General features: G+C 60.7%; 22 protein-coding genes. 13 read left to right on the plus strand and 9 right to left on the minus strand.

Features of this window, described 5'->3' with window-relative positions; all coding sequences use genetic code 11:
- Positions 1-11: 11 nt before the first annotated feature.
- Complete coding sequence (locus FBY12_RS05975; RefSeq protein WP_145251953.1) at positions 12-1,514, minus strand: aldehyde dehydrogenase family protein; 1,503 nt, start codon at positions 1,512-1,514, stop codon at positions 12-14.
- Positions 1,515-1,589: 75 nt separating this feature from the next.
- Entirely contained in the window at positions 1,590-2,498 is a 909-nt protein-coding gene (glsB, locus tag FBY12_RS05980) for a glutaminase B (RefSeq protein WP_092280516.1), read from the minus strand.
- A gap of 217 nt (positions 2,499-2,715) precedes the next feature.
- On the opposite strand from glsB, the gene FBY12_RS05985 reads away from it, so the two are divergent.
- From FBY12_RS05985 to FBY12_RS05995, 3 genes are all read left to right on the plus strand, one after another.
- Entirely contained in the window at positions 2,716-3,339 is a 624-nt protein-coding gene (locus FBY12_RS05985) for a ferric reductase-like transmembrane domain-containing protein (protein WP_145251955.1), read from the plus strand.
- A gap of 173 nt (positions 3,340-3,512) precedes the next feature.
- Positions 3,513-4,025: a DoxX family protein gene (locus FBY12_RS05990; RefSeq protein WP_145251957.1), complete on the plus strand. Its 513-nt coding sequence runs from the start codon at positions 3,513-3,515 to the stop codon at positions 4,023-4,025.
- An 80-nt stretch (positions 4,026-4,105) separates the two neighbouring features.
- On the plus strand, positions 4,106-4,804 hold the full coding sequence (locus tag FBY12_RS05995) for a dienelactone hydrolase family protein (RefSeq protein ID WP_092280510.1): 699 nt from the start codon (positions 4,106-4,108) through the stop codon (positions 4,802-4,804).
- 579 nt (positions 4,805-5,383) lie between these two features.
- Here FBY12_RS05995 and FBY12_RS06000 read toward each other — a convergent pair.
- Positions 5,384-6,007 carry a cell wall hydrolase gene (locus FBY12_RS06000; protein ID WP_145251959.1) on the minus strand — a complete coding sequence of 208 codons (624 nt, stop codon included), beginning with the start codon at positions 6,005-6,007 and terminating at the stop codon, positions 5,384-5,386.
- 152 nt (positions 6,008-6,159) lie between these two features.
- Here FBY12_RS06000 and FBY12_RS06005 point away from each other — a divergent pair, with 152 nt between their 5' ends.
- Positions 6,160-7,011 carry a CAP domain-containing protein gene (locus tag FBY12_RS06005; RefSeq protein WP_121733053.1) on the plus strand — a complete coding sequence of 284 codons (852 nt, stop codon included), beginning with the start codon at positions 6,160-6,162 and terminating at the stop codon, positions 7,009-7,011.
- A gap of 437 nt (positions 7,012-7,448) precedes the next feature.
- Here FBY12_RS06005 and FBY12_RS06010 read toward each other — a convergent pair whose 3' ends face one another.
- Positions 7,449-8,234, minus strand: a complete 786-nt coding sequence (locus tag FBY12_RS06010) for a DeoR/GlpR family DNA-binding transcription regulator (RefSeq protein ID WP_145251961.1) — start codon at positions 8,232-8,234, stop codon at positions 7,449-7,451.
- Between the two features lie 147 nt (positions 8,235-8,381).
- Here FBY12_RS06010 and FBY12_RS06015 point away from each other — a divergent pair, with 147 nt between their 5' ends.
- A complete protein-coding gene (locus FBY12_RS06015) occupies positions 8,382-9,275 on the plus strand; it encodes a serine hydrolase (protein ID WP_145251963.1) in 894 nt (297 codons plus the stop codon).
- Positions 9,276-9,283: 8 nt separating this feature from the next.
- On the opposite strand, the gene FBY12_RS06020 is transcribed toward FBY12_RS06015, so the two are convergent.
- From FBY12_RS06020 to nirB, 3 genes are all read right to left on the minus strand, one after another.
- Positions 9,284-9,955 (minus strand): ATPase, encoded by a 672-nt coding sequence (locus FBY12_RS06020; protein ID WP_145251965.1) that lies wholly within the window; start codon positions 9,953-9,955, stop codon positions 9,284-9,286.
- Positions 9,956-10,207: 252 nt separating this feature from the next.
- Positions 10,208-10,588, minus strand: coding sequence for a nitrite reductase small subunit NirD (gene nirD / locus FBY12_RS06025; protein ID WP_145251967.1), 381 nt, complete (start codon positions 10,586-10,588; stop codon positions 10,208-10,210).
- Positions 10,588-13,149, minus strand: a complete 2,562-nt coding sequence (nirB, locus tag FBY12_RS06030) for a nitrite reductase large subunit NirB (protein WP_145251969.1) — start codon at positions 13,147-13,149, stop codon at positions 10,588-10,590. Before nirB ends, nirD begins: the two co-directional genes overlap by 1 nt.
- Positions 13,150-13,740: 591 nt before the next feature.
- Here nirB and FBY12_RS06035 point away from each other — a divergent pair.
- Positions 13,741-17,817, plus strand: coding sequence for a bifunctional nitrate reductase/sulfite reductase flavoprotein subunit alpha (locus FBY12_RS06035; RefSeq protein ID WP_145251971.1), 4,077 nt, complete (start codon positions 13,741-13,743; stop codon positions 17,815-17,817).
- An 876-nt stretch (positions 17,818-18,693) separates the two neighbouring features.
- Here the strand turns inward: FBY12_RS06035 and FBY12_RS06040 are convergent.
- The gene (locus FBY12_RS06040) at positions 18,694-19,116 is read right to left on the minus strand and encodes an HD domain-containing protein (protein ID WP_145251973.1); all 423 of its coding nucleotides are present in this window, start codon (positions 19,114-19,116) and stop codon (positions 18,694-18,696) included.
- Between the two features lie 144 nt (positions 19,117-19,260).
- Between FBY12_RS06040 and FBY12_RS06045 the strand changes: the two genes are divergently transcribed.
- From FBY12_RS06045 to argE, 6 genes are all read left to right on the plus strand, one after another.
- Entirely contained in the window at positions 19,261-19,689 is a 429-nt protein-coding gene (locus FBY12_RS06045; RefSeq protein ID WP_145251975.1) for a nuclear transport factor 2 family protein, read from the plus strand.
- A 152-nt stretch (positions 19,690-19,841) separates the two neighbouring features.
- Positions 19,842-20,273 (plus strand): hypothetical protein, encoded by a 432-nt coding sequence (locus FBY12_RS06050; RefSeq protein ID WP_145251977.1) that lies wholly within the window; start codon positions 19,842-19,844, stop codon positions 20,271-20,273.
- A gap of 174 nt (positions 20,274-20,447) precedes the next feature.
- Positions 20,448-21,794, plus strand: coding sequence for a flavin-containing monooxygenase (locus FBY12_RS06055; protein ID WP_371927387.1), 1,347 nt, complete (start codon positions 20,448-20,450; stop codon positions 21,792-21,794).
- A gap of 20 nt (positions 21,795-21,814) precedes the next feature.
- The gene (locus FBY12_RS06060) at positions 21,815-22,231 is read left to right on the plus strand and encodes a RidA family protein (protein ID WP_092280484.1); all 417 of its coding nucleotides are present in this window, start codon (positions 21,815-21,817) and stop codon (positions 22,229-22,231) included.
- A 154-nt stretch (positions 22,232-22,385) separates the two neighbouring features.
- Positions 22,386-23,063: a DUF1028 domain-containing protein gene (locus FBY12_RS06065; RefSeq protein ID WP_145251981.1), complete on the plus strand. Its 678-nt coding sequence runs from the start codon at positions 22,386-22,388 to the stop codon at positions 23,061-23,063.
- On the plus strand, positions 23,060-24,211 hold the full coding sequence (argE, locus tag FBY12_RS06070) for an acetylornithine deacetylase (protein ID WP_145251983.1): 1,152 nt from the start codon (positions 23,060-23,062) through the stop codon (positions 24,209-24,211). Before FBY12_RS06065 ends, argE begins: the two co-directional genes overlap by 4 nt.
- A 15-nt stretch (positions 24,212-24,226) precedes the next feature.
- Here the strand turns inward: argE and FBY12_RS06075 are convergent, their stop codons facing one another.
- Positions 24,227-25,138 (minus strand): LysR family transcriptional regulator, encoded by a 912-nt coding sequence (locus tag FBY12_RS06075; protein WP_145251985.1) that lies wholly within the window; start codon positions 25,136-25,138, stop codon positions 24,227-24,229.
- A 370-nt stretch (positions 25,139-25,508) separates the two neighbouring features.
- Here FBY12_RS06075 and FBY12_RS06080 point away from each other — a divergent pair, with 370 nt between their 5' ends.
- Complete coding sequence (locus FBY12_RS06080; protein WP_121734229.1) at positions 25,509-26,924, plus strand: cytosine permease; 1,416 nt, start codon at positions 25,509-25,511, stop codon at positions 26,922-26,924.
- The last annotated feature ends 4 nt before the right edge of the window (positions 26,925-26,928 follow it).

Raw genomic sequence — 26,928 nt, forward strand, 5'->3', positions numbered from 1 at the left:
GCTCAGCCGACTCAGCGTTTCACCGACAGATCGGTCTGGGTCATGCGGCTGCGCACGGTGAACACCCCGTCGCCCGAGAGGATCGCGCTGCGGGCGAACAGGCGACCGCTTTCCCAGTTCGAAAGGCCTAATTCCGGCTTGTTCAACGCGTATTGACCGTCGACCCAACGGGTGATGCCGTTACCGACAAAAGGCGCGTTGACGGCGTTGTAGAAACGCTGGTGCGCCTCGGCGGATTCGCTGATCAGCGACACGGTGAATTGTGGGCTGTAGCGGTTGAACAGGTCGATGGCTTGATCCAGGTCGTCAACGATTTTCAGGCTGACTTCCGGGGTTTCTTCCCACTCCCACTCGCGGCCCAATTGATCTTGCGCCAACGGTTCGGCCAAAGCCTCGGTGACATAACCTTCGGCGCGATAGACGTCGACGCTGGCATTCAGCCAATCCCTCGGCAAGCAGGTTTCACTGCCCTCGACGATGTGCAATTTGCAGCCCTGTCGGCGTGCGGCTCCGGCCTGTTGCAGGGCATCGAGAAACAGCGGCACCAGTTCTGCGGCGCGCTCGCGGTGGATCAGGCAAACGTTGAGGGTGTTGCAGACTTTACGGTCCAGCGAGTTGCGCACCACGGCGGCGAAGCGCGTGGCATCGGCGTGTTCGTCGGCGATCAACCAGGCGCCGCCAGTGCCGTGCAGGCTGACGGCGGTGCCAGCCTGCTGGGCGATGCTGCCCAGTTGACTGACCGCGCGCCCCGAACCACGGGCTACCGCCAGCGACAGACGGCGGTCGGCAAACATCGCCCAACCGGCGGCATGGTTGACGCTTTCCACCAACGACACCGCGCCGGCCGGCAAACCGGCGTCCGCCAGTGCCGGGTTCAAGGCATGCGTAACGATGGCTTGCGCAGTGCCCAAAGCATCGCTGCCAATGCGCAGCACCGCCGTGTTGCCGGTGCGCAACACGCCAGCGGCATCGGCGAAGACGTTCGGCCGACCTTCGAAGACAAACGCGACGATGCCCAGCGGCGAGACCACTTGCTCGACTTTCCAGCCGTCATGCTCGACACAACTGAGGACTTTGCCGCGCGTGGCCGGGGCATCGCGCCAGGCGCGCAGGCCGGCGATCATGTCGCGGCGCATGCGTTCGTCGGCGAGCAGGCGCGTGGTCGAACGCCCACGGCCCTTGGCGCGTTCGATGTCGGCGAGGTTGGCGGCTTCGATCAAGGCCCAGCAGGCCGGGGTTTCCAGACGTTGCGCGAACCGATCAAAGAACTCGCTGATGGCCGCGTCCGACACTGCCGACAGCGCGCCGAATGCCGCTTGCGCGCGCTCGATCGCCACCGCTGCCGCTTGCTGATCCACCACCGGAATCAACAACAACTCGCCACTCACCTGCTCGACCAGCAGATGGTCACCGGGCTGAAAGCGCGCCGCCAGTTCGGGGCTGACCACCGAGACCCGGTTGCCGGCAAAAGGGATCGGCGTACCAGCGACGAGACGTTCGAGCATCAAGGACATGAAACGGATTCACCATGCAGAGGGCGGCCGGAAAATGTATAGGAAAACTGCCGAAGCGTCATTAGCGGCGCAGGGTCAGAACACCGACCAGCCGATCCGCTGGCTCAACAGTTCCAGCGCCGCCATGCCGGCCAGCGAGTTACCCGCGACGTTCAATTCTGGCGACCAGACGCACACAGTGAACTGCCCCGGCACCACCGCGACGATGCCGCCACCGACCCCGCTCTTACCCGGCAGGCCGACCCGATAAGCAAAGTTGCCCGCTTCGTCGTAAAGGCCGCTGGTGGCCATGATTGAGTTGACTTGCTGAGTCTGACGCGCGCTGAGGATCTGTTCGCCACTGTGTTTGCAGAAACCGTCGTTGGCGAGAAAACAGAAGGCGCGGGCCAAGTCCACGCAACTCATGCGTAATGCGCAGTGGCTGAAATAGCTGCGCAGCACCGCTTCGACGTCGTTGTGAAAGTTGCCGAATGATTGCATCAGGTAAGCCATCGCGGCGTTGCGCGCGCGGTGCTGGTATTCGGAGTCGGCGACTTTGCCGTCAACCATCACTTGCGGGTTGCCGGACAGGCGCCGGACGAAATCGCGCATCGACAGGGCCGGCGCGGCGAAACGTGACTGGTTGATGTCGCAGATCACCAGGGCGCCGGCATTGATGAACGGATTGCGCGGGCGGCCGCGTTCGAATTCCAGCTGCACCAGCGAGTTGAACGGCTGGCCCGACGGTTCGTGACCAAGGCGTTGCCAGATCGCTTCGCCGGAGTGATCGATGGCTTGCACCAGGCTGAAAACCTTGGAAATGCTCTGCACCGAAAACGGCGTGTGCGCGTCGCCGGCGCAATACAGCTCGCCGTCGTTGCCATACACGGCGATCCCCAATTGATTGGCCGGCACGGTGCCGAGCGCGGGAATGTAGTCGGCGACTTTGCCCTGGCCGATCAGGGGATGAACTGCGTCAAGAATCTCGTTCAACAGCGCTTGCATGCCCGGTTCCGAAGTCTCGCCCGCCGGTTTCGACGGACACAGACGCTAGACGCGGCTGGCGTGGGGCGAATCACAGTTTTGTAGGCGAATGTATCTGGCGGCCCTCGGGATACGTGGCGTTGCATCAACGCGGTTTTACGACACAGCGCCACTACATGCGGCGGGCAAACTTCTGGCGTCTGCTGACCGAGGTCGGCCCTTGCTTTGGAGCGTTGTCATGAATGCCACACTTCCTCGTTATCACGGCTGGTCGCTGTTCGGCCTGCTGTCCTTGCTGGTGCTGTTGATGACCGGCGCGATCCTGCTGCTCAATCCCGACCTGGTGGAAGCCACGCGCAGCGCCATTCGGGCGACGGCGCGGACCTCGTTTGTGCTGTTTCTCGCGGCGTTTCTGGCCTCGGCATTCGCCGTGCTGGTGCCCTCGCCGCTGAGCAAATCGCTGGTGCGGGAGCGGCGTTTTATCGGTTTGGCGTTTGCCTTTTCGCATCTGGTGCACGCGGTGCTGATCTACTGCTACGGGCAATTGAACCCGGAGTTCTGGCCGGGCCGGACCACGGTCGGCAACATTCCTGGGTCGCTGGGTTATCTGTTTATTGTGCTGATGGCGATCACCTCGTTCAAAACCCCGGCAAAGTTGATCGGCCCCAAAGCCTGGAAAGCCTTGCACGTGACCGGCATGTGGGTGCTTGCGGCGGTGTTCACCTACTCCAACTTCAAACGAATCCCGATGAGCGCGTGGTATGTGCTGCCGTTCGGCATGATGTGCGCGGCGATTGCGTTGCGGCTGGTGGGCAAACTGGCGCTGAGAAACAAACGCAGCCAGCGCCACGCCTATTCCTGAACTCATCCCACATGGGTTTACCGGGTGGGCTTGTATTGCAATGTGTACAGCCGCGCTTTCGATACACCTCCAGCCTGAAACCCCGCCGCAATGACACATGGCAGATACAGGCGCTTGCTCAAATGTGCTGGTCGATTCATCAAAAAATCCAAGCATCCAACGGAGATCAAGCCATGAACACTGCAATTTCCTCGGCCGTCAAAAGCCTGCACCTGAACCTCGATCGCGCAGGCAGCTGGGTCGCGCCGCTGACGCTGCGGGTGTTTCTGGCGTGGGAGTTTTTTGAATCAGGCCTGGAAAAATGGAACGGCCAGAACTGGTTCGCGGATATTCAGGATGCTTTTCCATTCCCGTTCAACCAATTGCCGGCCACGCTGAACTGGGAATTGTCGATGTGGGCCGAGCTGATTTGCGCCCTCGCCTTGCTGGTCGGCCTCGGCACGCGGCTGTCGGCGATCAGCCTGATGGTGGTGACGGTGGTGGCGACGGCGGCTGTTCATTGGCCGGCCGATTGGTCTACATTGAGTGAACTTGCCCAAGGCTATGCCATCAGTAACAAAGGACATGGCAACTTCAAACTACCGCTGATTTACCTTGCCGCCCTGATGCCGCTGTTGCTCTGCGGCGCAGGCAAGCTCAGTCTGGATGCCTTGCTGGCGCGGCTGTTCTGGCGCCGCAGCAACTGACATACCATCGCGATACGCTGCGCATTCCCAGACTTTCACCCATATTTGCACTCACATTTGCAAGACAACAGGAGCCACCCATGAGCGTGACCACCCAATGGATCGAGATCGACAGCCCCGAAGGTAAATTCGGTGCTTACCTGGCGATACCGCATACCCAAAAGGGTCCGGGGATTGTGTTGATCCAGGAGATTTTCGGCGTCAACGAACACATCCGCTCGGTAGTCGAGCAATACGCTGCCGACGGTTATCTGGTGATCGCGCCGGATCTGTTCTGGCGCAGCGGTCCGCGCATCGAGCTGAGCTATGACGAAGCCGGCTGGAAAAAAGCCGTCGAGTTGATGAACGCCACCGATGTCGGCAAAGCGCAGGACGACATCAAACTGACCATTGAAGCGCTGAAAGCCCAGCCGGGCCTGGACGGCGGCATTGCCTCGATCGGTTATTGCTTCGGCGGCATGCTCTCCTACAACACCGCCGCCAATGGTCTGGTGGACGTGGCGGTCTCCTACTATGGCGGCGGCATTCAGAACCAACTCGACCGCGCCGACCAGATCGATGTGCCGTTTCTGATGCACTTCGGTGAAGCCGACAGCCACATTCCGCTGGAAGCCGTCGAGCAAATCGCCGAGCGTTTCGACAGCAACGACAACGTGGAAATTGTCGTGTACCCGGAAGCCGAGCACGGCTTCAACTGCTCGCACCGCGACAGCTACAACCAACGCGCAGCGGCTGAAGCGCATGGCAATACGCTGATTTTCCTTGGTCAGGAACTGTAAGCGCGAACCTTTGTAGGAGCGAGGCTTGCCCGCGAAAGCGATCTATCGGCCGACGGTGATGTTGAGTCTGGAGGCCCCATCGCGAGCAGGCTCACTCCCACAGTTGATCGGTGTCGATCGCGGAATTTGTGTTCACTGACACTCCCCCTGTGGGAGCGAGGCTTGCCCGCGAAAGCGATCTATCGCCCGACGGTGATGTGGAGTCTGAAGGCCCTATAGCGAGCAGGCTCACTCCTGCATTTTTGATCTGTGCTGATCTTGGGATTTTTGTTTATTTCGGTGAACGGTGCGGTTGGGGGTTTGTCTGTTATGAACACTGACTGTGCGGCTGACGGAGATTCCCTGTAGGAGCGAGCCTGCTCGCGAAAGCGGTCTCCCAATCAACGCACATTTCCCTCTAACCCAAACATCATTTGTCTCGATCATTCAAATCACAAAAGCGAATTTTTCATTCGCCGCTGATCTGTTCACGATGGCGACACTTTTTTAGACCGGAATTACCCCTGATGAACTTCAATCTGGCCATCGCCTGCATGATCGTGGTGTCTTTCGCGATTGCCCTCAGTCACGCCTGAAACACTATTTCGCTGAACCGCCGCGCGGTTTGTAAAACATGAACCGGCCGATTCGCGCGGTGCGCACGTATTCCTGCGTCCAGTCCGGTTTCACCGAGCGGTCATGGAAATACATCGCGCCGTGGGTGCGATCCGGCAGTTGTTTGTTAAGTGCCTTGCGCGCGATTTCCTTGGCCAGCGCATAAGGCCCGTCTTCCTGCACGCTGTCCGCGCGGCCGTCGCACCACCACGAAAACTGGCAGGCGCGGCGTTCTGAACCTTGTTTGACGATCCCGCACACTGTGTCCGGAAAGCCCGGATGACCGAGGCGATTCATCACCACATTGGCCACGGCTTCCATGTCGGTGCTGTCCTTGCCCTTCGCTTCCCAATAAATACTGCGCGCCAGACACGTAATGGTTTCGTCCAGCGGCGCAGTGCCGGCCGGGTCGACAGCCTGAACTTCGGATTGGGTGATGGTCTCGGCTTTCTTCGGCGCCGGGGCTGCAGCGCCCTTGTCGGCGGCTTTTTCTTCCAGAACCTGGGCCTTGTCCACGGCCACTTCCTTTTTCAGCTCCTGATCGTCAGCGAACACCTGGCCGGCAAAAAAGCTCAGGGCAAGACAAATGGCTATCCAGGGGAAACGCATGATGGGCGGGCTCTTGAGGCGTCGGCAGGCGACTTGGCTACAGTGTAGACGGCAAATTGTTCAAAAAGATCGACCACTAACCGCAAAAACCCAGTGCCCTTCCCGCGACGAAATCGAGCATCATGGGCGCAGTCCGTTCAAGGGGGATTTTCATGCGCGTTTTATCATTTGCTGTAGGTGTTGCGGCGTTGTCGTCGGGGCTGATGTTTGCTGGCGCGGCGTTCGCCACCGAGGAAGCGCAACTGGTGCAGTCGATCAACGCCTATCGCAGCCAGGTGCAGCGTTGCGGCGGGCAAGCCTCGCCGGAGTTGCCACCACTGGCCTCAGACCCGCGTCTGGTGTTGTCTGCCACGCAGAACATCGATCTGCAACAAGCGATGTCGCAAGCCAAATACCCGATGGTCAATGTCCAGGCGATCACCCTTTCCGGGCCGCGTGATGCGCAATCAGCGATGCAAGCGGTGCAGGAAAGCTTTTGCCAAGTAGTGCTGAATCCGCAATACATCGACGTCGGCGTCAGCCGTGAGGGCCGCGACTGGCGGATCGTCCTTGCGCGGCCATTGTTGAGTGCACGTCTGGGCGATGCGGCGGCCGAGGGGCAAAAGTTGCTGGAATTGCTCAATGCTGCGCGCGCGCAACCGCGTCAGTGCGGCGGCCAGGCGTTCGCCGCGACCACGCCGCTGGCCTGGAACGCGATACTCGGCGGCGCCGCCGAAGCGCACAGTCGGGACATGGCCAACAACAATTATTTCGACCACAAGGACCGCAATGGCGGCACTCCGGGTGACCGCGCGGAACTGGCCGGTTACAGCTACCAGCAAATCGGCGAAAACATCGCCGCCGGCCAGGACACCATTCGCAAAGTAGTGGACGGCTGGATCGGCAGTCCGGGGCATTGCGCCAACCTGATGAACCCGCAATTCAAGGAACTGGGCGCGGCGTATGCGGTAGACCCCAAGAGCGACAGCGGGATTTACTGGACCGCAATGTTCGGCGCGCAATGATTTGGCTTTGTGGGAGCGATGCTTGCTCGCGATGGCGGTGTATCAGCCACCATCAATGCAATTTGACCCACCGCTTTCGCGAGCAAGCTCAGCTCCCACAGGGTTTGTGTGATAGCCGGAATTGGTGACAAAGCCCGTCCCCTGTGGGAGCGATGCTTGCTCGCTATGGCGGTGTGTCAGCCACCATCAATGCAATTTGACCCACCGCTTTCGCGAGCAAGCTCAGCTCCTACAGGGTTTGTGTGATACCTGAAATTGGTGACAAAGCCCGTCCCCTGTGGGAGTGATGCTTGCTCGCGATGGCGGTGGGTCAGTCACCAGCAAATCAGCCTGACCCACCGCTTTCGCGAGCAAGCTCAGCTCCTACAGGGTTTGGGTGATGGCCGGAAATTGTGGCCAACCTTATCGCCTGTGGGGGGCGGTGATTGGGTTAGGCGTTAATCCGCAGCGGTCATCTGCACCACGTCGATCCCGAGTTTTCGGTAGTCCTCGATGTTGCCGGAGGCCACGGTGCGCTCGGTGATCAGCGTGTGAATGCGCGCGCACGGCGCCACCACGAATGGCTCGACCGCGCCGAGTTTGTCCGCCGTGGTCACCGCCACCACGTGCGCGGCGCTGTCGAGCATTGCCAGTTTCACCGGCACTTCATCGAAGTGCAGAGAGCTGATGCCGACCTCGGGATGAATCGCGCAAACACCGGTAAACAGCAGTTCAGCCTTGATCCCCTGCACCAACTGCAAAGTCTCGTGCCCACTCACTGCCAGTGTCGAAGGATTGATCTGGCCACCGGCCAGAATCACCTTGATTCCCGGATACTCCGCGAGGGTAATCGCGATCATCGGCGAAGCGGTGACGGCTGTTATCGCAATGTCCGAGGGCAACGAACGCGCGATCTGCAACGTCGTCGAGCCGGAATCGAACATCACAATCTGGCCATTCTTCACGTACCCCGCAGCCAGTTGCGCCAAGCGGGTTTTCACTTCATCGGTTTCGCTGACTCGGGTGAAAAAATCCTTGCCGGTGTCTTTCGGTCGCGGCAACGCTCCGCCGTGCACGCGCTGCACCAGCCCGGCGCTGTCCAGCTCCGCAAGATCGCGGCGGATGGTGTCTTCGGAAACGGCGAAATGCTGACTCAGCTCGGAGGCCATAACCTTGCCGTCACGCTCGAGAATCAGCAGGATTTTCTGCCGGCGCAGGGAAGGAAGCTCGATAGCAGCGTGCATGGTTGTGCCTTTTTCTGCGGGTTAGTGCGGTTTTTTGCAAGATTGCCCGAGATTAGCCAAAGTCCGCAACGAACACAAACAGCAAAGACTTTCTGGCAGACTTGCGCCTCACGCACACGCGCCGCCCTGCCCTTCGAGCCACACACCATGCTTTTTTCCCTGGTTTCAAATGGTTCACCAAGCGCTGGCGAACAGCCCGACGTTATCGTGCCGTGGTGGAGTTTTACCAAAACCGTGCTCGCCGCTGCGGCGTTGACCTTGGTGCGTGATGGCTTGGTCGATCTCGACGAGGTGCTGCCGGAAGGTCCGTTCACCTTGCGCCAGTTGCTGCGGCATGAGGCGGGTTTGGCGGACTACGGTGAGCTGGCCGATTACCACGCGGCCGTGGCGCGGAATGACGCCCCGTGGTCGGCCGATGAAATGCTCCAACGCCTTGATGCCGGCCGGCTGCGCTACGCACCGGGAACCGGCTGGGGTTATTCAAATGTTGGCTATTTATATGTGTCGAGGCTGATCACGCGTTTGTGCGATCTATCGCTGGAACAGGCGTTGATCCAGCGAGTGTTCGCGCCGCTCGGCTTATCTAACGTGAGCCTGGCGACGACCCCAGAAGCGTTGAAAAACGTGCGCATGGGCAGTGCTGCTGCGTACCACCCAGGCTGGGTTTATCACGGTTTGCTGGTCGGTTCGTTGAAGGATGCAGCCTTGTGCCTGGAACACCTGATGACCGGGGAACTGCTCGGCCCGTCCCTGCGCCACCAAATGCAAACCGCCTACCCGCTCGGCGGGCCAATCGCCGGTCGACCATGGATTGCGCCAGGCTACGGCCTCGGGTTGATGCACGGGCCAGTGCGCGGCGGGCGCGTTTTGAGCGGACATACTGGCAGCGGACCGGGCAGCGTGGTGGCGGTTCATCACTGCGCCGAACAAGGAAACACCGCGACCTGCGCGGTGTTTCTCGAAGACGCTGACCAAGGCTCCGTCGAAGCGCAAGTCGTGCGCCATTTGTTCGCAGCCCTCGACAGCGCTGCGGGCCGATGAACCAGCGATCAGTTGCTCGCCACCCGCGCCACACTCCCCGCCGTCACTAACGCCTTAAGTGACGCATCGAACTGCTTCAACGCGTTCACTTGCAACTCGGTTTGCTGATCAATCTGCGCGGCGATCTCCGGCGCCGCTTTGCCGTGGACCCAGACTGACGGCATTTGCTCGGCGCGGGCGCCCTCAGCCTTGCCGATGTATTGCAGGTCGGCGTCGTAGAATTTAGCGAGGAAACGCGCTTCGACCTGATCATTGCGCTTGCTCACCAGCCGGCTGTAAGTGTCGAGCATCACCACCACGTCCGGGTGCGCTTGTACCAGTGCGTCGAGGTTGTCGTAGACAGTCACCGAGCCGAATTGTTTTTGCAGCGACCCCATCAGCCAGTTGATCGCCAATGTTGGGTCGGAGCTTTTGACGAAGGCGTTGCTGATGCGCGAATCGAGCGCGGGATTCTTGCTGCCGTTGACCGCGACGCTGTGGTAGTTCTCCAGGTATTGCAGAGTGTTGACGGTGTTTTCGCTATACAGCACGCCGACCGACTGGCCGTGTTGCAGGCTGGCGTTGCTGCCGCCGACGGGCAGGAAATGGCAGGTTTGCGGCTCGGCAGCATAAGCCGGGGCGGTGGCGGCGACACCGCCGCTGAGTGCAGCGACAAGGGCCAGGACAGTTGAAATTCTCATCGCGCAGTTCCTTCAGAAGCGAAATCGGTATGGCGCCATCCTCCTCCGATGCTGAAAAAACCAGAACTCGCTATTTGTGATGTTCACTATCGATTGAACGAATGGTCAGGTAATAGCCACGGGAAACCCTGTGGCGAGGGGCTTGCCCCCGTTGGGTTGCGCAGCGGTTCCTGCATGGATTAACACAGGGCCGCTGCGCGCCCCAACGCGAGCAAGCTCGCTCGCCACGGGGAATCGGCAGGCAGGGAATTCTCAGTGAATCAATGCGATCTCAACCACCCCGCCCTGCAATCGCACTGGCCAGACGCGCAAGCGCTGCAGCGGGTATTCCAGGCAACTGCCGTCCTCGAGGCGAAAGTGCTGTTTGTAGATCGGCGAGGCGACCACCAGGTCACCCTTGATGTTGCCGATCAAGCCGCGCCCGATCACGTTCGCCCCGGATTGCGGATCGTGGTTGTCGATGGCGTAGAGGGTTTTGCCCTCGGCGCCCGGCAAGTAGAACAGCGCCACTTGCGCGCCGTCGAGCCAGACCACGACGCCGGAATTGCTCACCAGGTCTTGTTGTTCGCAGACCGGTTGCCAAGTGGTGGCGGTGTCGATGGCAGGTGCGCGTTGGGGGATGGAAAGGCTCATCAGGCAATCTCCTCGGTGAGCGGAATCAGGTTGAGTTCGGCGGCCATGATCGGGCGCCGTTGGCCGCGTTCCTCGACAAAGTGGATGTCCGGATCCGGGCGTTTGTCATTGACGAAGGTGCGGAAGCGCTTGAGTTTTTCCGGGTCTTTGAGGGCGTTGGCCCATTCGCATTCGTAGCGATCGACGACCAATTGCATCTGCGCTTCAAGTTCGGCGCCGAGCCCGAGGCTGTCGTCGATGATCACCTCTTTGAGGAAATCCAGACCGCCCTCCAGGCTCTCGCGCCACACCGAGGTGCGCTGCAATTTGTCGGCGGTGCGGATGTAGAACATCAGGAAACGGTCGATGTAGCGGATCAGCGTGTCATCGTCGAGGTCGGTGGCGAACAGCTCGGCATGACGCGGACGCATGCCGCCGTTGCCGGAGATGTACAGGTTCCAGCCCTTCTCGGTGGCAATCACGCCGACGTCTTTGCTCTGTGCTTCGGCGCATTCGCGGGTGCAACCGGACACGGCGAATTTGAGTTTGTGCGGCGAGCGCAGGCCCTTGTAGCGATCCTCGATCAGCAGGGCCATTTTCACGCTGTCCTGCACGCCGTAACGGCACCAAGTGCTGCCGACGCAGGATTTCACCGTGCGCGTGGATTTGCCGTAAGCGTGGCCGGTTTCGAAACCGGCTTCGATCAGCTCGCTCCAGATCTCCGGCAATTCATGCAACTGCGCGCCGAACAGGTCGATGCGCTGGCCGCCGGTGATTTTGGTGTAGAGGTCGTACTTTTTCGCCACCACGCCAATCGCGATCAGTTTGTCCGCCGTAATCTCGCCGCCGGGGATGCGCGGCACCACCGAATACGTGCCGTTTTTCTGCATGTTGGCCATGAAAGTGTCGTTGGTGTCCTGCAACGGCACCAGCGACGCGTCCATGATCGGCTGGTTCCAGCACGACGCGAGAATCGAGCCCACCGCCGGTTTGCACACGTCGCAACCGGTGTGGCCACGCCCGTGTTTGGCGAGCAATTCTTCGAAAGTGAGCACATTCTCAACGCGCACCAGCGCATAGAGTTCCTGGCGCGTGTAGGCGAAATGTTCGCACAGGCTTTTGTCGACGCTGACGCCACGCGCAATCAATTCGTGCTCGAAAACCTGCTTGAGCAGCCCCGCGCAACCGCCGCAACCGGTGCCGGCCTTGGTCTGTGCTTTGAGCAAACCGAGGTCGGTGCAGCCGCCGTCAAGTGCTGAACAAATCGAGCCTTTGCTGACGTTGTGGCATGAGCAAACGGTAGCGGTTTGCGGCAGTGCGCCGGGGCCGAGGGTCGGCGCGCCTGCGGACGACGGCAGGATCAGACTGGCCGGTTCCGCTGGCAAGGCAATCGCGTTCTGCAGGTATTGCAGCAATGTGTCGTAGTAGCTGTTGTCGCCGACCAGCACCGCGCCGATCACGTGTTTGCCGCTGGCATCGACCACCAGACGCCGGTAGCTGGCGCTCGCTTCGTCGATGAACTGATAACTGCGCGCACCCGGCGTGTGGGCGTGGGCATCGCCGATGGAACCGACGTCAACGCCGAGCAGTTTCAGTTTGGTCGACATGTCCGCGCCAAGGAACGGCTCGGCGCCCTGCTTGCACAACTGCGCGGCCACTCCGCGGGCCATTTGGTAACCCGGCGCCACGAGGCCGAACAGGCTGCCATTCCACGCCGCGCATTCGCCGATGGCGTAAATGTTCGGGTCGCTGCTGAGGCATTCGTCGTTGATCACCACGCCGCCGCGCGGGCCGATGTCCAACGCGCAGTCGCGGGCCAACGCATCCTGCGCACGGATCCCGGCGGAGAACACAATCAGGTCGGTTTCGAGGAATTCGTCATTGGCAAAATTCATCCGGTAGCGATAATCCTCGCCAGCGCTGATCGATTGCGTGGCGCGGGACAAGTGCACACCGACGCCGAGTCGCTCGATTTGCGCCTTCAGCGCCAGACCGCCGAAGTCATCCAGTTGCACCGGCATCAAGCGTGGGGCGAACTCGACCACGTGCGCTTCCAGCCCCAGGCTCTTCAGGGCGTTGGCCGCCTCCAGACCCAGCAAACCACCGCCGACCACCACTCCGCGCCGCGCATTGGCCGCTGCCGCACGGATGGCGTCGAGGTCTTCGAGCGTGCGATAGACCAGCCGCGAGTCACCTTCGGCGCCGTCAATCGGCGGCACGAACGGGTACGAGCCGGTGGCCAGCACCAACTTGTCGTAGTGCACGCAACCCTGCGCGGTAATCACCTCGCGGCGCTCGCGATCAATCTGCAGAACCGGCACGCCCAAGTGCAGCGTGACGCCCGGCGTCTGGTACAACGACGCATCCGACAGCGCCAGCGACTCGGCATCGCGACCGGTGAAATATTCGGAAAGATGCACGCGGTCGTAGGCACGCATCGGCTCCTCGCTGAACACGTGCAAGCGATAGTCCGCCAGCGCTCCGCGCTCGATCAGCTGTTCGACACAATGATGTCCGACCATGCCATTGCCGATCACGATCAGCGTTTGCAGTTTGTTCAACGCGGCAATATTGGAATTCATAAGAAGCACCCTTGCACGGCCAATCACGGTTCAAAAAGCAAAAAAAAACGCCTGAAACCTTGCGGTTCCAGGCGTCTTTGCCTGTTCTTTTGCGGTGTTGTGATCAGGCATCTATGCCTGTTCCACCGATGTTGCCCACGACCTGTTGGCCATTCGATCGTCGTTGACCGAGGGGGCGACCCAACGCGTATTCGCAATGGGTTTGCCTGATGACTTGCAGCGTTTGTGCCAATCGCCGCGCCTCCCTTGAAACCGGGCGACTCGGCGATTTATTGCGATTGCCATCGACGTTGGGCGGCGACGATTGCGCATCCGACTGGTGCACGGCGCTATAAAAAAGTGCATCGATCACTGCTTGAGCCAGCGCTGCAAATTGCCGCGCGCTCCACCCCGCCCCGCTGATTTACCGACGTTGAACGCTGATCATCGGTTATGGCGCGTGACTTGCTAGTAACACCTCAAAGCAGTCAACGCTGATTGCCCACCTACGACAAAGACGCCGTGTAACTCCCGTTTCCATAACGGAGGGTCGCATGGCGTTTTTTTTTGTTTTCGGGTTGGGCAGGCCAAGCAACAGATCGAGGGGCGAAAATGACGGACACCAGCGTACGCAGCGTATGTCCCTATTGTGGCGTGGGTTGCGGCATCGTCATGCAGGTCGAAAACAACCGCGTTATCAAGGTCACGGGTGACAAAACGCACCCGAGCAATTTCGGCCGGCTGTGCACCAAAGGCACGACTTGCGGCCAGGCGATTGCCGAATCGGGACGCATGGAAAACGCCTTTTTGCGCCAGAAGCGCAGTCGCGATCCGGTGCAGATTGGCATCGATGAAGCGATCAACGAAACCGCCAGCCGCCTGCGCAATCTGCTGGATCGCCACGGCCCGGACGCGCTGGCGTTTTATGTCTCGGGGCAAATGTCGCTGGAAGCGCAGTACCTGATCAACAAGTTGGCCAAGGGTTTCGTGCGCACTCACAACATCGAATCCAACTCGCGGCTGTGCATGGCCAGCGCTGGCAGCGGCTACAAACTCTCGCTAGGTTCGGACGGGCCGCCGGGCTCGTATGAGGATTTCGACCAAGCCGAGGTGTTTTTGGTGATCGGCGCGAACATGGCCGACTGTCACCCGATTCTGTTCCTGCGCATGATGGATCGGGTCAAGGCTGGGGCGAAGTTGATCGTGGTTGATCCGCGGCGCAACGCCACCGCCGACAAGGCCGGTTTGTTCCTGCAAATCAAACCCGGCACCGACCTGGCGTTGCTCAATGGCCTGCTGCACCTGCTGGTGAAAAACGGCCACACCGACCCGGACTTTATCGCGTCCTTTACCGAAGGTTGGGAAGCGCTGCCGGCGTTCCTCGAAGACTATTCGCCGAGCGCCGTCGCCGAGATTACCGGCCTGCTCGAAGCCGATATTCGTCAGGCTGCTGAATGGATCGGCGCGGCAGCCGAGTGGATGAGTTGCTGGACCATGGGCCTCAACCAGAGCACCCACGGCACCTGGAACACCAACGCCCTGTGCAATTTGCACCTGGCCACCGGCGCCATTTGCCGGCCGGGCAGCGGGCCGTTTTCCCTGACTGGACAACCCAACGCCATGGGCGGCCGCGAGATGGGCTACATGGGCCCGGGCCTGCCCGGTCAGCGTTCGGTGCTGGTCGAAGCCGATCGCGCATTTATTGAAGACTTGTGGCAAATCCCTCGCGATAGCCTGCCGCGCACGGTGAGTGGCGGCACGGTGGCGATGTTCGAGCAGATGCGCGCCGGGCAGATCAAGGCGTGCTGGATCATCTGCACCAACCCGGTCGCCTCGGCGCCGAATCGCCAAACCGTCATCGAAGGTTTGGAGAACGCAGAACTGGTGATCACCCAGGACGCCTTTCTCGACACCGAGACCAATCGCTACGCCGACATATTGCTGCCCGGCGCGCTGTGGGCCGAGGCCGAAGGCGTGATGATCAACTCCGAGCGCAACCTGACGCTGATGCAAAAAGCCGTGGATGCGCCTGGCGAATCAATGCCCGACTGGCAAATCATCGCTAAAGTCGCGTGCGCCATGGGCTTCGCCGAGGCCTTCAGTTACAGCTCGGCGTCGCAGGTATTTGAAGAGATCAAACGCGCCTGGAACCCGAACACCGGGTACGACATTCGCGGCGCAAGTTATGCGCGTTTGCGCGAGAGCCCTGTGCAATGGCCGTGCGCCGCCGACGCGGCTGCGCTGCGTAATCCGATCCGTTATCTGAACGATGGCGTGAGTCAGCAGCTGAAGATTGACGAGGACGGAAGTCGCCCGGCCATCGTGTTTGCCAATGAGCGCGGCAAGGGGATTTTCTTCGCCCGACCACACTTGTCGCCGGCAGAAATGCCCGATGAACAGTTCCCGTTTGTGCTGAATACCGGGCGCCTGCAGCACCAGTGGCACACGCTGACCAAGACCGGCAAAGTCGCGACGCTGAACAAACTTAATCCGGGGCCGTTCGTGGAGATTCACCCGCAAGACGCCGCCAGCCTTGGGATCAAGGACAAGGATCACCTCGAGATTCGTTCGGTGCGTGGCCGTGCGGTGCTGCCGGCGGTGGTCACGGACCGGGTGCGTCAGGGCAACTGTTTTGCGCCGTTTCACTGGAACGATGTGTTTGGCGAAAACCTGGCGATCAACGCGGTGACCAACGATGCCGTCGACCCGATTTCGCTGCAGCCGGAATTCAAGTTCTGCGCGGTCGCGCTGCAGCGTGTCGAACTGATCGAACACCAGTTTCTGCATGTCTCGACGCCTGCCGAAATTGACCTTGCCGGTGCAACTGAGGAACTGCCCATGCCGAGCATCGAGGCTTTTGCCGAGCTCGCCGGCATCAGCCGTCAGCCTTCGCCGCAACTGAACAACAATGAGCGCACTTACCTCGCCGGTTTTATCAGCGGCCTGCAATCAACTGCGGGGCGCCAGGCCGCTGGCGTCCCGGCCCTGCCCGCCAATGCGCCGTTGGCCGAGGACACGCGGTTATGGCTGGACGGTTTGCTCGGCGGCTTGTTCAGCCGCGTGCAAAGTGCCGCGGCGCCGAGTGTGTTGGCGGATGATAAGCGGCCGACGGTGACGATGTTGTGGGCCTCGCAAACCGGTAACGCCGAAGCCCTGGCGCAGCGTTTTGCCGCGCGGTTGCGCGAAGAAGGCATCGCCGTGGAATTGAGCGCAATGGCCGATTTCCCGGCGGGCAAATTGGCGAACACGCAGACGTTGGCGTTAATCAGCAGCACCTTCGGTGACGGCGATCCGCCGGACAATGGCGAGGGTTTCTGGCACACCTTGAGCCGCGCCGAAACGCGTCTGGAATCGCTGCGCTTTGCCGTGTTGGCGCTGGGCGATCCGAACTACGAGCAGTTCTGCCACCACGGCAAACAACTCGATCAACGCTTGCAGGAACTGGGCGCCACGCGGCTGCTGGATCGGGTCGATTGCGATACCGAATTTGAAGAACGCGCACAGGCCTGGCTGAAGCAGTTTCATCAATTGCTGAAACCGGCGCAGGCGTTGAGTGCCGGTGTCGTCGCGAGCCCGATTGAAGCGCCCGGCAAAAGCAATCCTTACGCTTCGCGGCTGCTGAATAACCTGCACTTGAATCAGCAGAGCCGGCATAAGGAAACGCGGATGTTTTCGCTGGATCTGGCCGATTCCGGATTGCGCTACGAGGCCGGCGATGCCTTAGGCGTGTGGCCGCGCAACTGTCCGGAACTGGTCGACGAAGTGCTCGCGCTCACGCGGCTTGGCGCGGAAACCTGCGTGACTGTCGACAAACTCGGGGAGGTTGGATTGCGTCAGGCGCTCACCGAGCACTTTGAGATTGCCCGGCCGAATCGCGAAACCCTGACGTTCATCGCCGAGCGCAGCGCCAATCCACAGCTGAAACAGTTGCTGAGCTGTGAGCGCAAGGAAGAATTGAAGGACTGGCTCTGGGGCCGACAATTGGCGGACGTGCTGCAGGCGTTTCCGATTGAGTGCTCGGCGTCTGAGCTGCTGGGCGCGCTGAAACGCCTGCAACCACGGTTGTATTCGATTGCTTCCAGCGTCAAAGCGCATCCAGAGGAAGTGCATTTGACCGTGGCAGCGGTGCGCTACGGTAAACGCAAAGGCGTGTCGTCAACCTTCCTCGCCGACCGCGTGGCCAGCGGCGAAGTCCCGGTTTTTGTGCAGACGTCCAAGCACTTTCGCGTGCCCGGCGACGGCGACGTGCCGATGATCATGATCGGCCCCGGCACCGGCGTGGCGCCGTTCCGTGGTTTCCTGCAAGAGCGCCGTGCGCGTGGCGATCAGGGCCGCAACTGGCTGTTCTTCGGCGAACAACACGCCGCCAGCGACTTTTACTACCGCGAAGAATTGCAAGGCATGCAGCACGACGGCCTGTTGACGCAACTGAGCCTGGCGTTTTCGCGCGACCAGCCACGGAAGATTTACGTGCAGGACCGCATTCGTGAACAAGGCGCCGAATTGTGGCGCTGGTTGCAGGACGGGGCGCAGCTGTATGTGTGCGGCGACGCGAGTCAAATGGCCAAGGATGTCGACCGGGTGCTGCGCGAGGTGGCGCAGGAGCACGGTGGGTTAAGCGCGGAAAACGCTGCGGATTACTGGCGGCAGATGAGCGAGCAGAAGCGCTATTTGCGCGATGTTTACTGAGTGGGAATTGGGGTTTCATCTCCGCACCCTGCCCCGCCATTAGCCAACCAACGCCCCTGTGGTGAGCGAGCTTGCTCGCGTTCGGCGGCGAAGCCGTCGTGAGATCAGCCGCTGCGCTGGGTCTGTGAGTTTGGGGTTGCCTGGTTTGGGGCCGCTGCGCAGCCCAGCGCGAGCAAGCTCGCTCGCCACAGGTTTTGTGGTTTAGCTGGGGAGCTGCGTCATCGTTGATCGCGAGCAGGCTCACTCCTACTTTTGATCGGTGTGTGGTGACACCACAAATTTCCAGCAACAACCCCGCCCCTGTGGCGAGCGAGCTTGCTCGCGTTCGGCGGCGAAGCCGTCGTGAGATCTGCGTTATCGTTGATCGCGAGCAGGCTCACTCCTACCTTTGATCGGTGTGCGGTGACACCACAAATTTCCAGCCCCAACCTCGCACCTGTGGCGAGCGAGCTTGCTCGCGTTCGGCGGCGAAGCCGTCGTGAGATCAGCCACTGCACTGGGTCTGTGGGGTTGGGGTTGCCGGGTTTGGGGCCGCTGCGCAGCCCAGCGCGAGCAAGCTCGCTCGCCACAGGTTTTGTGGTTTGGCTGGGGAGCTGCGTCATCGTTGATCGCGAGCAGGCTCACTCCTACTTTTGATCGGTGTGTGGCGCAGATTCATGCACCACCGGTAACCCCTGTAGGAGCGAGCCTGCTCGCGAAAGCGCCAGCCCGAACACCACAAATCTCAAGCCCCAACCTCGCCCACAAATTTCCAGCCCCAACCTCGCACCTGTGGCGAGCGAGCTTGCTCGCGTTGGAGCGCGCAGCGGTCCCCTGTTTCCGGGGCTGCTGCGTATCCGTGCAGGATTGATGAAGATCGGCTGTGAGGCGCGAGGCTTACGAACGCAACACGCCTATCGCCCGGCGATATTTCTCTACGCGCTCCAGATCGTCCCACGAAGGTTGGGCGATTCGTGACAGGTCGCTGTTTTCTTCCAGATCGGCGAGTTTGACCACTCGGCCGATCGGGTTCAGCGCGGCGCGTTCGACGAAGGCTTCATAGGTTTCGCCCGGTATTTTGGTGACGGACTGGATCGCTTCCAGCACCAATTCGCTGAACCCTTCCTGACGCAACGCTTCGAGGCTGATGCCGGTGTCTTCGACCACGTCGTGGAGCACGGCGACGATGCGCTCCTCCAGGGTGCTCACCCGCAGCATCACTTTCAGCGGATGCAGAATGTAAGGCGATCCGCCCTTGTCGACCTGCCCTTCATGCGCAGCCGCAGCGATAGCAATCGCGCGTTCCAGTGTCTGGCTCATCTTGGTTTTCCTGAGGGTGAGTTGCGCATCCAAAAAGCCCGGCACGGCGTTCGCCAAGCTTTGCATCGCGGGCAATACTGGCAATATCGACGCTTTTGACGATACTTCGGTGGCTCATCTAACAACAAAAATGAAGGACTGAACATGTCTGAACTGCAACTGCACCCCAAAGCCGCGCAATCCTTGAGCCAATGGCACACGATGATCCGCACCGGCGACCTGCAAGCCTTACCCTCGTTGCTCGCCCCTGACGCGGTGTTTCGCTCGCCGATGGCACACACGCCATACCCCGGCGCGGCGGTGGTTTCGATGATCCTGAATACGGTGTCCGAGGTATTCGAGGACTTCGCCTACCACCGAGAACTGGCGACCGCCGATGGCTTGAATGTGGTGCTGGAATTCAGCGCCAGCGTGGGTGGCAAACAGTTGAAGGGTATCGACATGATCCGCTTCAACGAGGACGGGAAAATCGTCGAGTTCGAAGTCATGGTCCGCCCGTTGAGCGGTCTGCAAGCCCTCGGCGCGGAGATGGGCCAGCGCCTCGGCGCGTACCTCGCGGCAAGTAAAGCCTGAACAACCCAACTGCATAGTGACCACAGGATTTATGTCAGCAGGTCGAGCGAGATGCTGCGCAAAACGAATTGAACCCCACGCCCGCTGCTGTTTTCGAAACTCTACAGGCGCTGTCCCTCCTCCGAGGAAAGCGCTCTCTGGAGGAAAACCCGATGAACAGTAGACTGCCGCTTCTGTTTTTTATCGCCAGCCTCAGCCCGGCACTCGCCGTGGCTGAAGGTTGTGACGTGCAGACCCGATCACAAAGCCCTTCGGTGCCCGCGGTCGAATCGCACACATGCTACGAATACGAAGGCATGCCGGTGAATTCCATCGACTGGTCGTGCAGCAACGAAAGCAAGGAAATGCTCAGCAGCACCAAGAAAAAAGTCGAGCATTGCGCCGATCGCTATCAAGCCACGTGCGTGGCGACGTTGACCCAGGAATCCCTGGCCAACCCACATTCCACCAGCAAAGACAAAACCGCCAAATCGCTGAATATCCCCGACAACGCCAAAGTCACGACGTACTACTACGGCGCCGAGCACATCGATCAGGCGCGGATCGATTGCGAATCGGGCGGCGGTCACTGGAAGGCCAAATAGCCTTCTCTCAAGGGGACAGATTTATTTCTCTGGAGAATAAATCTGTCCCCTTAAATGTTCAGTACAGACGCTAGCCAACGCTCTGCATCCGTTATTTATGCTCAGTTCCCAGCTTAATAATATTTTACCGATACCAGGGTGAACCCTAGTCTTGAGCCCAAGAGATGGCAGGTCATAACCGACCTGACTCCCACTTCGAAGGGTATTGAGATGACCACAGATAAAATAAAAACAGACACGTTGATCGTCGGCGCCGGTCAGGCTGGCGTGGCCATGAGTGAACACCTGAGCAAACTCGGTGTGCCGCATCTGGTGCTGGAACGCAGCCGCATTGCCGAACGCTGGCGCACCGGGCGCTGGGATTCGTTGGTGGCCAACGGTCCTGCCTGGCACGACCGCTTTCCGGGGCTTGAGTTTGACGACGTCAGCCCTGACGGTTTTGCCCCGAAAGAGCGGGTCGCCGATTACTTCGAAGCCTATGCGAAAAAATTCAACGCCCCGATTCGCACAGGCGTTGAAGTGAAGAAAGTCCAGCGCAATGTCGGGCGTCCCGGCTTCACCATCGAAACCTCGGAAGGCGTGATCGAAGCCAATCGCGTCGTCGCCGCGACCGGGCCGTTCCAGCGGCCGGTGATCCCGCCGATTGCGCCGAAAGACGCACCGTTCACACAACTTCACTCAGCCGACTATCGCAACCCGCAGCAATTGCCGGAAGGCGCAGTGCTGGTGGTCGGCGCCGGTTCGTCCGGGGTGCAGATTGCCGATGAATTGCAGCGCAGCGGCAAAAAAGTCTACCTCTCGGTCGGCGCCCACGACCGCCCTCCTCGCGCCTACCGCAACCGTGATTTCTGCTGGTGGCTGGGCGTGCTCGGCGAGTGGGATCAAGCGGCGATGAAACCCGGCCGCGAGCACGTGACCATCGCCGTCAGCGGCGCCCATGGTGGCAAAACCGTGGACTTCCGTGGCCTCGCCCATCGCGGTATGACCTTGGTGGGCCTGACCCAGGCGTTCGATGGCAGCATCGCGACGTTCCAGCCGAACCTGTCCGAGAACCTCGCGCGCGGCGACGAAAACTACCGCGCGCTGCTGGATGCCGCCGACGCTTACATCGAGCGCAATGGCCTCGACCTGCCGGAAGAACCGGAGGCGCGAATCACCTTTCCCGATCCCGAGTGCGTGACCAAGCCGATCCTGCAACTCGACCTGGTCGAGGCAGGCGTGACGTCGATCATCTGGGCCACCGGTTTTGCCACCGATTACAGCTGGCTGCAGGTTGACGCGTTCGACGCCAACGGCAAACCGCAGCATCAACGCGGGGTGTCGAGCGAGGCCGGGGTGTACTTCCTCGGGTTGCCGTGGCAGTCGCGGCGCGGCTCGTCGTTTATCTGGGGCGTGTGGCACGACGCCAAATATGTCGCCGACCACATCGCCATCCAGCGTTCGTACCTGGAGTACCGCGATGCCGAAGCGCGCCAGGCCGACAGCCTGCCTGCCGCCACCAAAACCACCGTCAGCGCTTAATTCTTTTTCAGGAGCTTCACATGTCCACGCCCACTCACACTCGTATTCGCATGTTCAACACCAAGGAAACTTACCCGAACCAGAGCCTGGACAACGACTTGTGCCAAGCCGTGCGCGCCGGCAACACGGTGTATGTCCGGGGCCAGGTCGGCACCGATTTCGACGGCAAACTGGTCGGCCTCGGCGACCCGCGCGCGCAAACCGAGCAGGCGATGCGCAACGTCAAACAGTTGCTGGAAGAGGCTGGCAGCGACCTCAGCCACATCGTCAAAACCACCACTTACCTGATCGACCCGCGCTACCGCGAGCCGGTTTATCAGGAAGTCGGCAAGTGGCTGAAAGGCGTGTTTCCGATTTCGACCGGGCTGGTGGTGTCGGCGCTGGGGCAGCCGCAATGGTTGATGGAAATTGATGTGATTGCGGTGATTCCTGAGTAAGCACCGAAACCGCATCGCGGCATTCGCGGCAAGCCTCGCTCCTACAGGGGGTAATGCGTTCCCTTGTAGGAGCGAGGCTTGCCCGCGAAGAGGCCCGCCCATAAATCGACTCGCCAGGCCTGAACCCTCTCCAGCCTGAAAAAGGAGCAAAACCATGACTTTTTCCATCACCGCTCGCTGCCCCGACACCGGCCAGCTCGGTATCGCCATCAGTTCTTCCAGCATTGCCGTCGGCGCGCGCTGCCCTTGGTTGTTGCCGGGGGTCGGCGCGGTTTCGACGCAGAACATCACCCTGCCGTCGCTCGGCCCGGACACGCTCGCACTCATGGCGCAAGGCCTCGCGCCCGCCGAAGCGCTGGACAAAGTGCTGACCCGCAACGGCTACAGCCAATACCGGCAAATCACCGCAATCGACCACCTCGGGCGCACTGCGCATTTCAGCGGCGCGCAGACCCTGGGCACGCACAACGCCGTTTCCGGCGAACACTGCGTGGCGGCCGGCAACATGCTCGCGGATCGTTCGGTGATCGAGGCGATGGTCAAGGCGTTCGAGCATGGCGAAGGCCAGCTCGCCGACCGTTTGCTCGCGGCGATGCACGCTGCGATTGCGGCCGGCGGTGAAGCCGGGCCGGTGCATTCGGCGGCGATGGTGGCGGTCGGCGACCTGACCTGGCCGATCATCAATTTGCGCGTCGATTGGGCCGATGAAGACCCGATCGGCCAGTTGCAGAAACTCTGGGACGCCTATCGCCCGCAGGTTCAGGACTACATCGACCGCGCCCTCGCCCCGGACAAATCGCCGGGTTATGGCGTCGCCGGAGACGACCGATGATCAACAGCCGCGACTTGCTGGCCACGCTGGTGGGGTTCGACACCACCAGCCGTGAATCCAATCTGCAACTGATCGAATTCGTCCGCGATTATCTCGCCGGTTTCGATGTGCCGTGCGAGTTGGTCTACAACGATGAGCGCAGCAAGGCCAATCTGTTCGCGACCATTGGCCCGGCGCAACTGCCGGGCATCGTTTTGTCCGGGCACACCGACGTGGTGCCGGTCGACGGCCAGCCTTGGAGTGTCGCGCCGTTCGAACTGAGCGAGCGCGATGGCAAGCTTTACGGTCGCGGCACCGCCGACATGAAAGGCTACATCGCCTGTGTTTTGGCGCTGGTCCCGGCGTTGGTGAAAGCGACGCTGAAACGACCGGTGCACATTGCGCTGTCCTACGATGAAGAAGTCGGCTGCCTCGGCGTGCGCTCGTTGTTGAAAGCCCTGGAGCAGCGCCCGGTGAAACCTATGCTGTGCATCATCGGTGAGCCGACCGAGCTGAAACCGGTGCTCGGGCACAAGGGCAAACTGGCGATGCGCTGCGACATTCACGGTCAAGCCTGCCATTCGGCGTACGCGCCGCTGGGGGTGAATGCGATTGAATACGCTGCCGAGCTGATCGGCGAACTCGGGCGAATCGGTCAGCGCCTGAAAGCCCCGGAGCATCACGACGCGCGTTTTGATCCACCGTTCAGCACCGTGCAAACCGGGGTCATAACTGGCGGGAAGGCGCTGAATATCGTTCCCGCCGATTGCCGCTTCGATTTCGAGATCCGCGCTCTGCCCGCGCATGATCCAAGCGAAGTTGCGCAGGCGTTGCAAAGCTACGCCGAGCAGCACGTTTTGCCGCGCATGCGCGCGGTCAGTGAGCAGAGCGATATTCGTTTCAGTGAGCTGTCGGCGTATCCCGGTCTGGCGACCGATGCGCACAGTGAGGCGGCGCAACTGATTGCGGCGTTTTCCGGTTCGCGCGAGTTTGGCACGGTGGCGTTTGGTACTGAAGGCGGGTTGTTTGATGCGGCGGGCATTCCGACGGTGGTGTGCGGGCCGGGCAGCATGGAACAGGGTCACAAACCCGACGAATTTGTCAGCCTCGCGCAGTTGCACGGCTGCGATGCAATGCTCCAGCGGCTGCTACTGTCGATCAGCGGCTGAGGCCCGGCCAGCGTCTCAGGTGTACAGCCGGGCCAGTTCTTCCTGGCAATAATCGACGAACAACTGCACCGGTTTGGTCAGTTGCGCCCTCCTCAACCATGCCGCTGATAATCCGGAGCCGGTCACGGTTTCGGCCAGCGGCACGCACACGACTTTCTGCCCGTCATAGGTGTACGGCGAGAACGGTTTGGTCACGAGGATCGAGAAACCAAAACCGCGCCCGACCATGCCGCGCACCATTTCAATCGACGGCGAGCTGAAGACGATGTGCGGGGTCAAACCGCGTTCTTCGAAGATGCTCACGAAGTAGGTCCGGCTCGGCACCACGTCGAGCAGGATCATCGGTTCCAGCACCAAATCATCGAGCGAAACCTTGGCTTGCTGGGCGAAGCGATGGTCGGCCGGAAGCAACGCGTAAGGCTGCTGCGGCGGCATCAGCGCGACGGTTTCGATGGTGCTGTCGAGGTCGTGTTCGAAGAGCATTGCCAAGTCGATGCTGCCGGCAGTCAGGGCCTGGACCAGTTCCTGTTGCTCGCCGTCGCGGATGCGGATTTCCACGCCCGGCCAGCGCTGCTTGAAACCGGCGATCAAACGCGGTAGGTACAGCGGCGCGACGGTTTCGAAGCAGCCGATATCGATTTGCCCGGCGACCACGTCGTTGTCCGCCAGCGCGTTTTGCTCGAATTCGTGGGCGACCCGCAGCAGTTCCAGCGCCTTGCGGTAGAACCGCGAGCCGCTCGGCGTCAGCGAAACGCCTTGGGCGTGGTGGCGGATAAACAGCTGCACGCCGAAGCTTTCTTCCAGGTGCTTGATGGCCGTCGACACCGATGGCTGGGCGATGTAGAGCTTGCGCGAAGCCTCCGCCACGCTGCCGCACTCGGCGGTGGTGACGAAATAGCGCAACTGTCGCAAGTTATAAGCGGCCATGTGGACCTCCTGAAAAAAACACCCCAAACACCTGCCCTGCACACACCTGTCCTGGAATATCGGTAGGAGCAAGGCTTGCCCGCGATGGCGGCGTATCAGTCAACAACAATGTGGAATGCAACACCGCCATCGCGGGCAAGCCTTGCTCCCACAAAAGGCAGTGTTGGCTGGTTGAATCGCGAAAACACCACACCCGGAACATACCGGAGCAGGGAAAACCTGCGGCATATATTTTTTAAGGTTTGAAGCAACAAACTTACTAATTTATCTATGCCGGTGCTTTGCACATGATCACTCCAACAAGAAAAGCGTCGTTCACGCGGCGCTCACCGAAGTACGTCCACGTACTCACTTTGCCTTGGAGTTCGCCATGGTCACCACTGCAACAACCTCCGCCCCGCTTATCGAGAAACACACGATTGGCTACGTGCCACCGGAAGATCGCCATGGAAAGGTCCGGGATTTGTTCACTCTCTGGTTCGGCGGCAACATCGCGCCGCTGCCCATCGTCACCGGCGCCCTCGGCGTCCAACTGTTTCACCTGAACCTGGTGTGGGGCATTGTCGCGATTCTGGTCGGGCATCTGGTCGGCGGCGTGCTGATGGCGCTGCATTCGGCGCAAGGCCCGCAAATGGGCATCCCGCAGATGATCCAGAGCCGCGCCCAGTTCGGCTCGCTCGGCGCGCTTCTTGTGGTGCTGATCGCCGGCATCATGTACATCGGTTTCTTCGCCTCCAACATCGTCCTCGCCGGCAAATCGCTGCACGGCGTAGTCGACAGCGTGCCAGTGCCGGTCGGCATCGTTATTGGCGCGCTCGGTTCGGGGATCATCGGCATCATCGGCTACCGCTTCATTCACGTTTTAAACCGCATCGGCACCTGGGTGCTTGGCGCCGGCATCGTGCTCGGTTTCGGCTACATCTTTACCCACGTGCAGACCGCCGACTTCCTCACCCGCGGCAGCTTCAACATCTCCGGTTGGCTGGCCACGGTGTCGCTGGCGGCACTTTGGCAAATCGCTTTCGCCCCTTACGTCTCCGACTATTCGCGTTACCTGCCGGCGGACGTGCCGGTCGCCTCGACGTTCTGGACCACTTATCTGGGCACCGTGCTCGGTTCCAGTCTGTCGTTCATCTTCGGCGCCGTTGCGGTGCTGGCGACGCCAATCGGCATGGACACCATGGACGCGGTCAAACTCGCCACCGGCTCCATCGGCCCGCTGATGCTGGTGTTGTTCCTGCTCAGCGTCATCAGCCACAACGCCCTCAACCTGTACGGCGCGGTACTGTCGCTGATCACCCTGGTGCAAACCTTCGCCTATCGCTGGATCCCGACCGCCAAAAGCCGCGCCGTGATCTCGGTGATTGTTCTTGGCGGCTGTTGCTTCGCGGCGGTCGGCGCTTCGGCGGATTTCATTGGCCACTTCGTCGACATGGTGTTGGTGCTGCTGGTGGTGTTGGTGCCGTGGACCGCGATTAACCTGATCGACTTTTATGCGATCCATAAAGGTCAGTACGACATCGACTCGATCTTCCACGTCGATGGCGGCATTTATGGCCGCTACAACCCGCAGGCGCTGCTGGCCTATGTAATCGGCATCATCGTGCAGATCCCGTTCATGAATACGCCGCTGTACGTCGGGCCGATTTCCGAACACATCAATGGCGCCGACCTGTCGTGGCTGGTCGGCCTGCTGGTGACGTCGCCGCTGTACTTCTGGCTGGCGAACCGCGACACGGCGTACAAACGTCGCTTGTCCACCGGCAAACTGGCGAGCGGTATGTAACTCG

Origin of the sequence: Pseudomonas sp. SJZ131 (assembly GCF_007828705.1) — a bacterium.
In the GTDB taxonomy this organism is placed as follows: Bacteria; Pseudomonadota; Gammaproteobacteria; order Pseudomonadales; family Pseudomonadaceae; genus Aquipseudomonas; species Aquipseudomonas prosekii.

Bases quoted from the DNA above. Each gene is read 5' to 3' on its own strand.
- FBY12_RS06080 (WP_121734229.1), top strand. From the start codon at position 25,509: ATGGTCACCACTGCAACAACCTCCGCCCCGCTTATCGAGAAACACACG.
- FBY12_RS06045 (WP_145251975.1), top strand. From the start codon at position 19,261: ATGTCTGAACTGCAACTGCACCCCAAAGCCGCGCAATCCTTGAGCCAA.
- FBY12_RS06060 (WP_092280484.1), top strand. From the start codon at position 21,815: ATGTCCACGCCCACTCACACTCGTATTCGCATGTTCAACACCAAGGAA.
- FBY12_RS06050 (WP_145251977.1), top strand. From the start codon at position 19,842: ATGAACAGTAGACTGCCGCTTCTGTTTTTTATCGCCAGCCTCAGCCCG.
- FBY12_RS06010 (WP_145251961.1), bottom strand. From the start codon at position 8,234: ATGCACGCTGCTATCGAGCTTCCTTCCCTGCGCCGGCAGAAAATCCTG.
- FBY12_RS06035 (WP_145251971.1), top strand. From the start codon at position 13,741: ATGACGGACACCAGCGTACGCAGCGTATGTCCCTATTGTGGCGTGGGT.
- FBY12_RS06065 (WP_145251981.1), top strand. From the start codon at position 22,386: ATGACTTTTTCCATCACCGCTCGCTGCCCCGACACCGGCCAGCTCGGT.
- FBY12_RS05975 (WP_145251953.1), bottom strand. From the start codon at position 1,514: ATGTCCTTGATGCTCGAACGTCTCGTCGCTGGTACGCCGATCCCTTTT.
- FBY12_RS06040 (WP_145251973.1), bottom strand. From the start codon at position 19,116: ATGAGCCAGACACTGGAACGCGCGATTGCTATCGCTGCGGCTGCGCAT.
- FBY12_RS05990 (WP_145251957.1), top strand. From the start codon at position 3,513: ATGAACACTGCAATTTCCTCGGCCGTCAAAAGCCTGCACCTGAACCTC.
- nirD (WP_145251967.1), bottom strand. From the start codon at position 10,588: ATGAGCCTTTCCATCCCCCAACGCGCACCTGCCATCGACACCGCCACC.
- FBY12_RS05985 (WP_145251955.1), top strand. From the start codon at position 2,716: ATGAATGCCACACTTCCTCGTTATCACGGCTGGTCGCTGTTCGGCCTG.
- FBY12_RS06075 (WP_145251985.1), bottom strand. From the start codon at position 25,138: ATGGCCGCTTATAACTTGCGACAGTTGCGCTATTTCGTCACCACCGCC.
- FBY12_RS06020 (WP_145251965.1), bottom strand. From the start codon at position 9,955: ATGAGAATTTCAACTGTCCTGGCCCTTGTCGCTGCACTCAGCGGCGGT.
- FBY12_RS06015 (WP_145251963.1), top strand. From the start codon at position 8,382: ATGCTTTTTTCCCTGGTTTCAAATGGTTCACCAAGCGCTGGCGAACAG.
- FBY12_RS05995 (WP_092280510.1), top strand. From the start codon at position 4,106: ATGAGCGTGACCACCCAATGGATCGAGATCGACAGCCCCGAAGGTAAA.
- glsB (WP_092280516.1), bottom strand. From the start codon at position 2,498: ATGCAAGCGCTGTTGAACGAGATTCTTGACGCAGTTCATCCCCTGATC.
- argE (WP_145251983.1), top strand. From the start codon at position 23,060: ATGATCAACAGCCGCGACTTGCTGGCCACGCTGGTGGGGTTCGACACC.
- FBY12_RS06005 (WP_121733053.1), top strand. From the start codon at position 6,160: ATGCGCGTTTTATCATTTGCTGTAGGTGTTGCGGCGTTGTCGTCGGGG.
- FBY12_RS06000 (WP_145251959.1), bottom strand. From the start codon at position 6,007: ATGCGTTTCCCCTGGATAGCCATTTGTCTTGCCCTGAGCTTTTTTGCC.
- nirB (WP_145251969.1), bottom strand. From the start codon at position 13,149: ATGAATTCCAATATTGCCGCGTTGAACAAACTGCAAACGCTGATCGTG.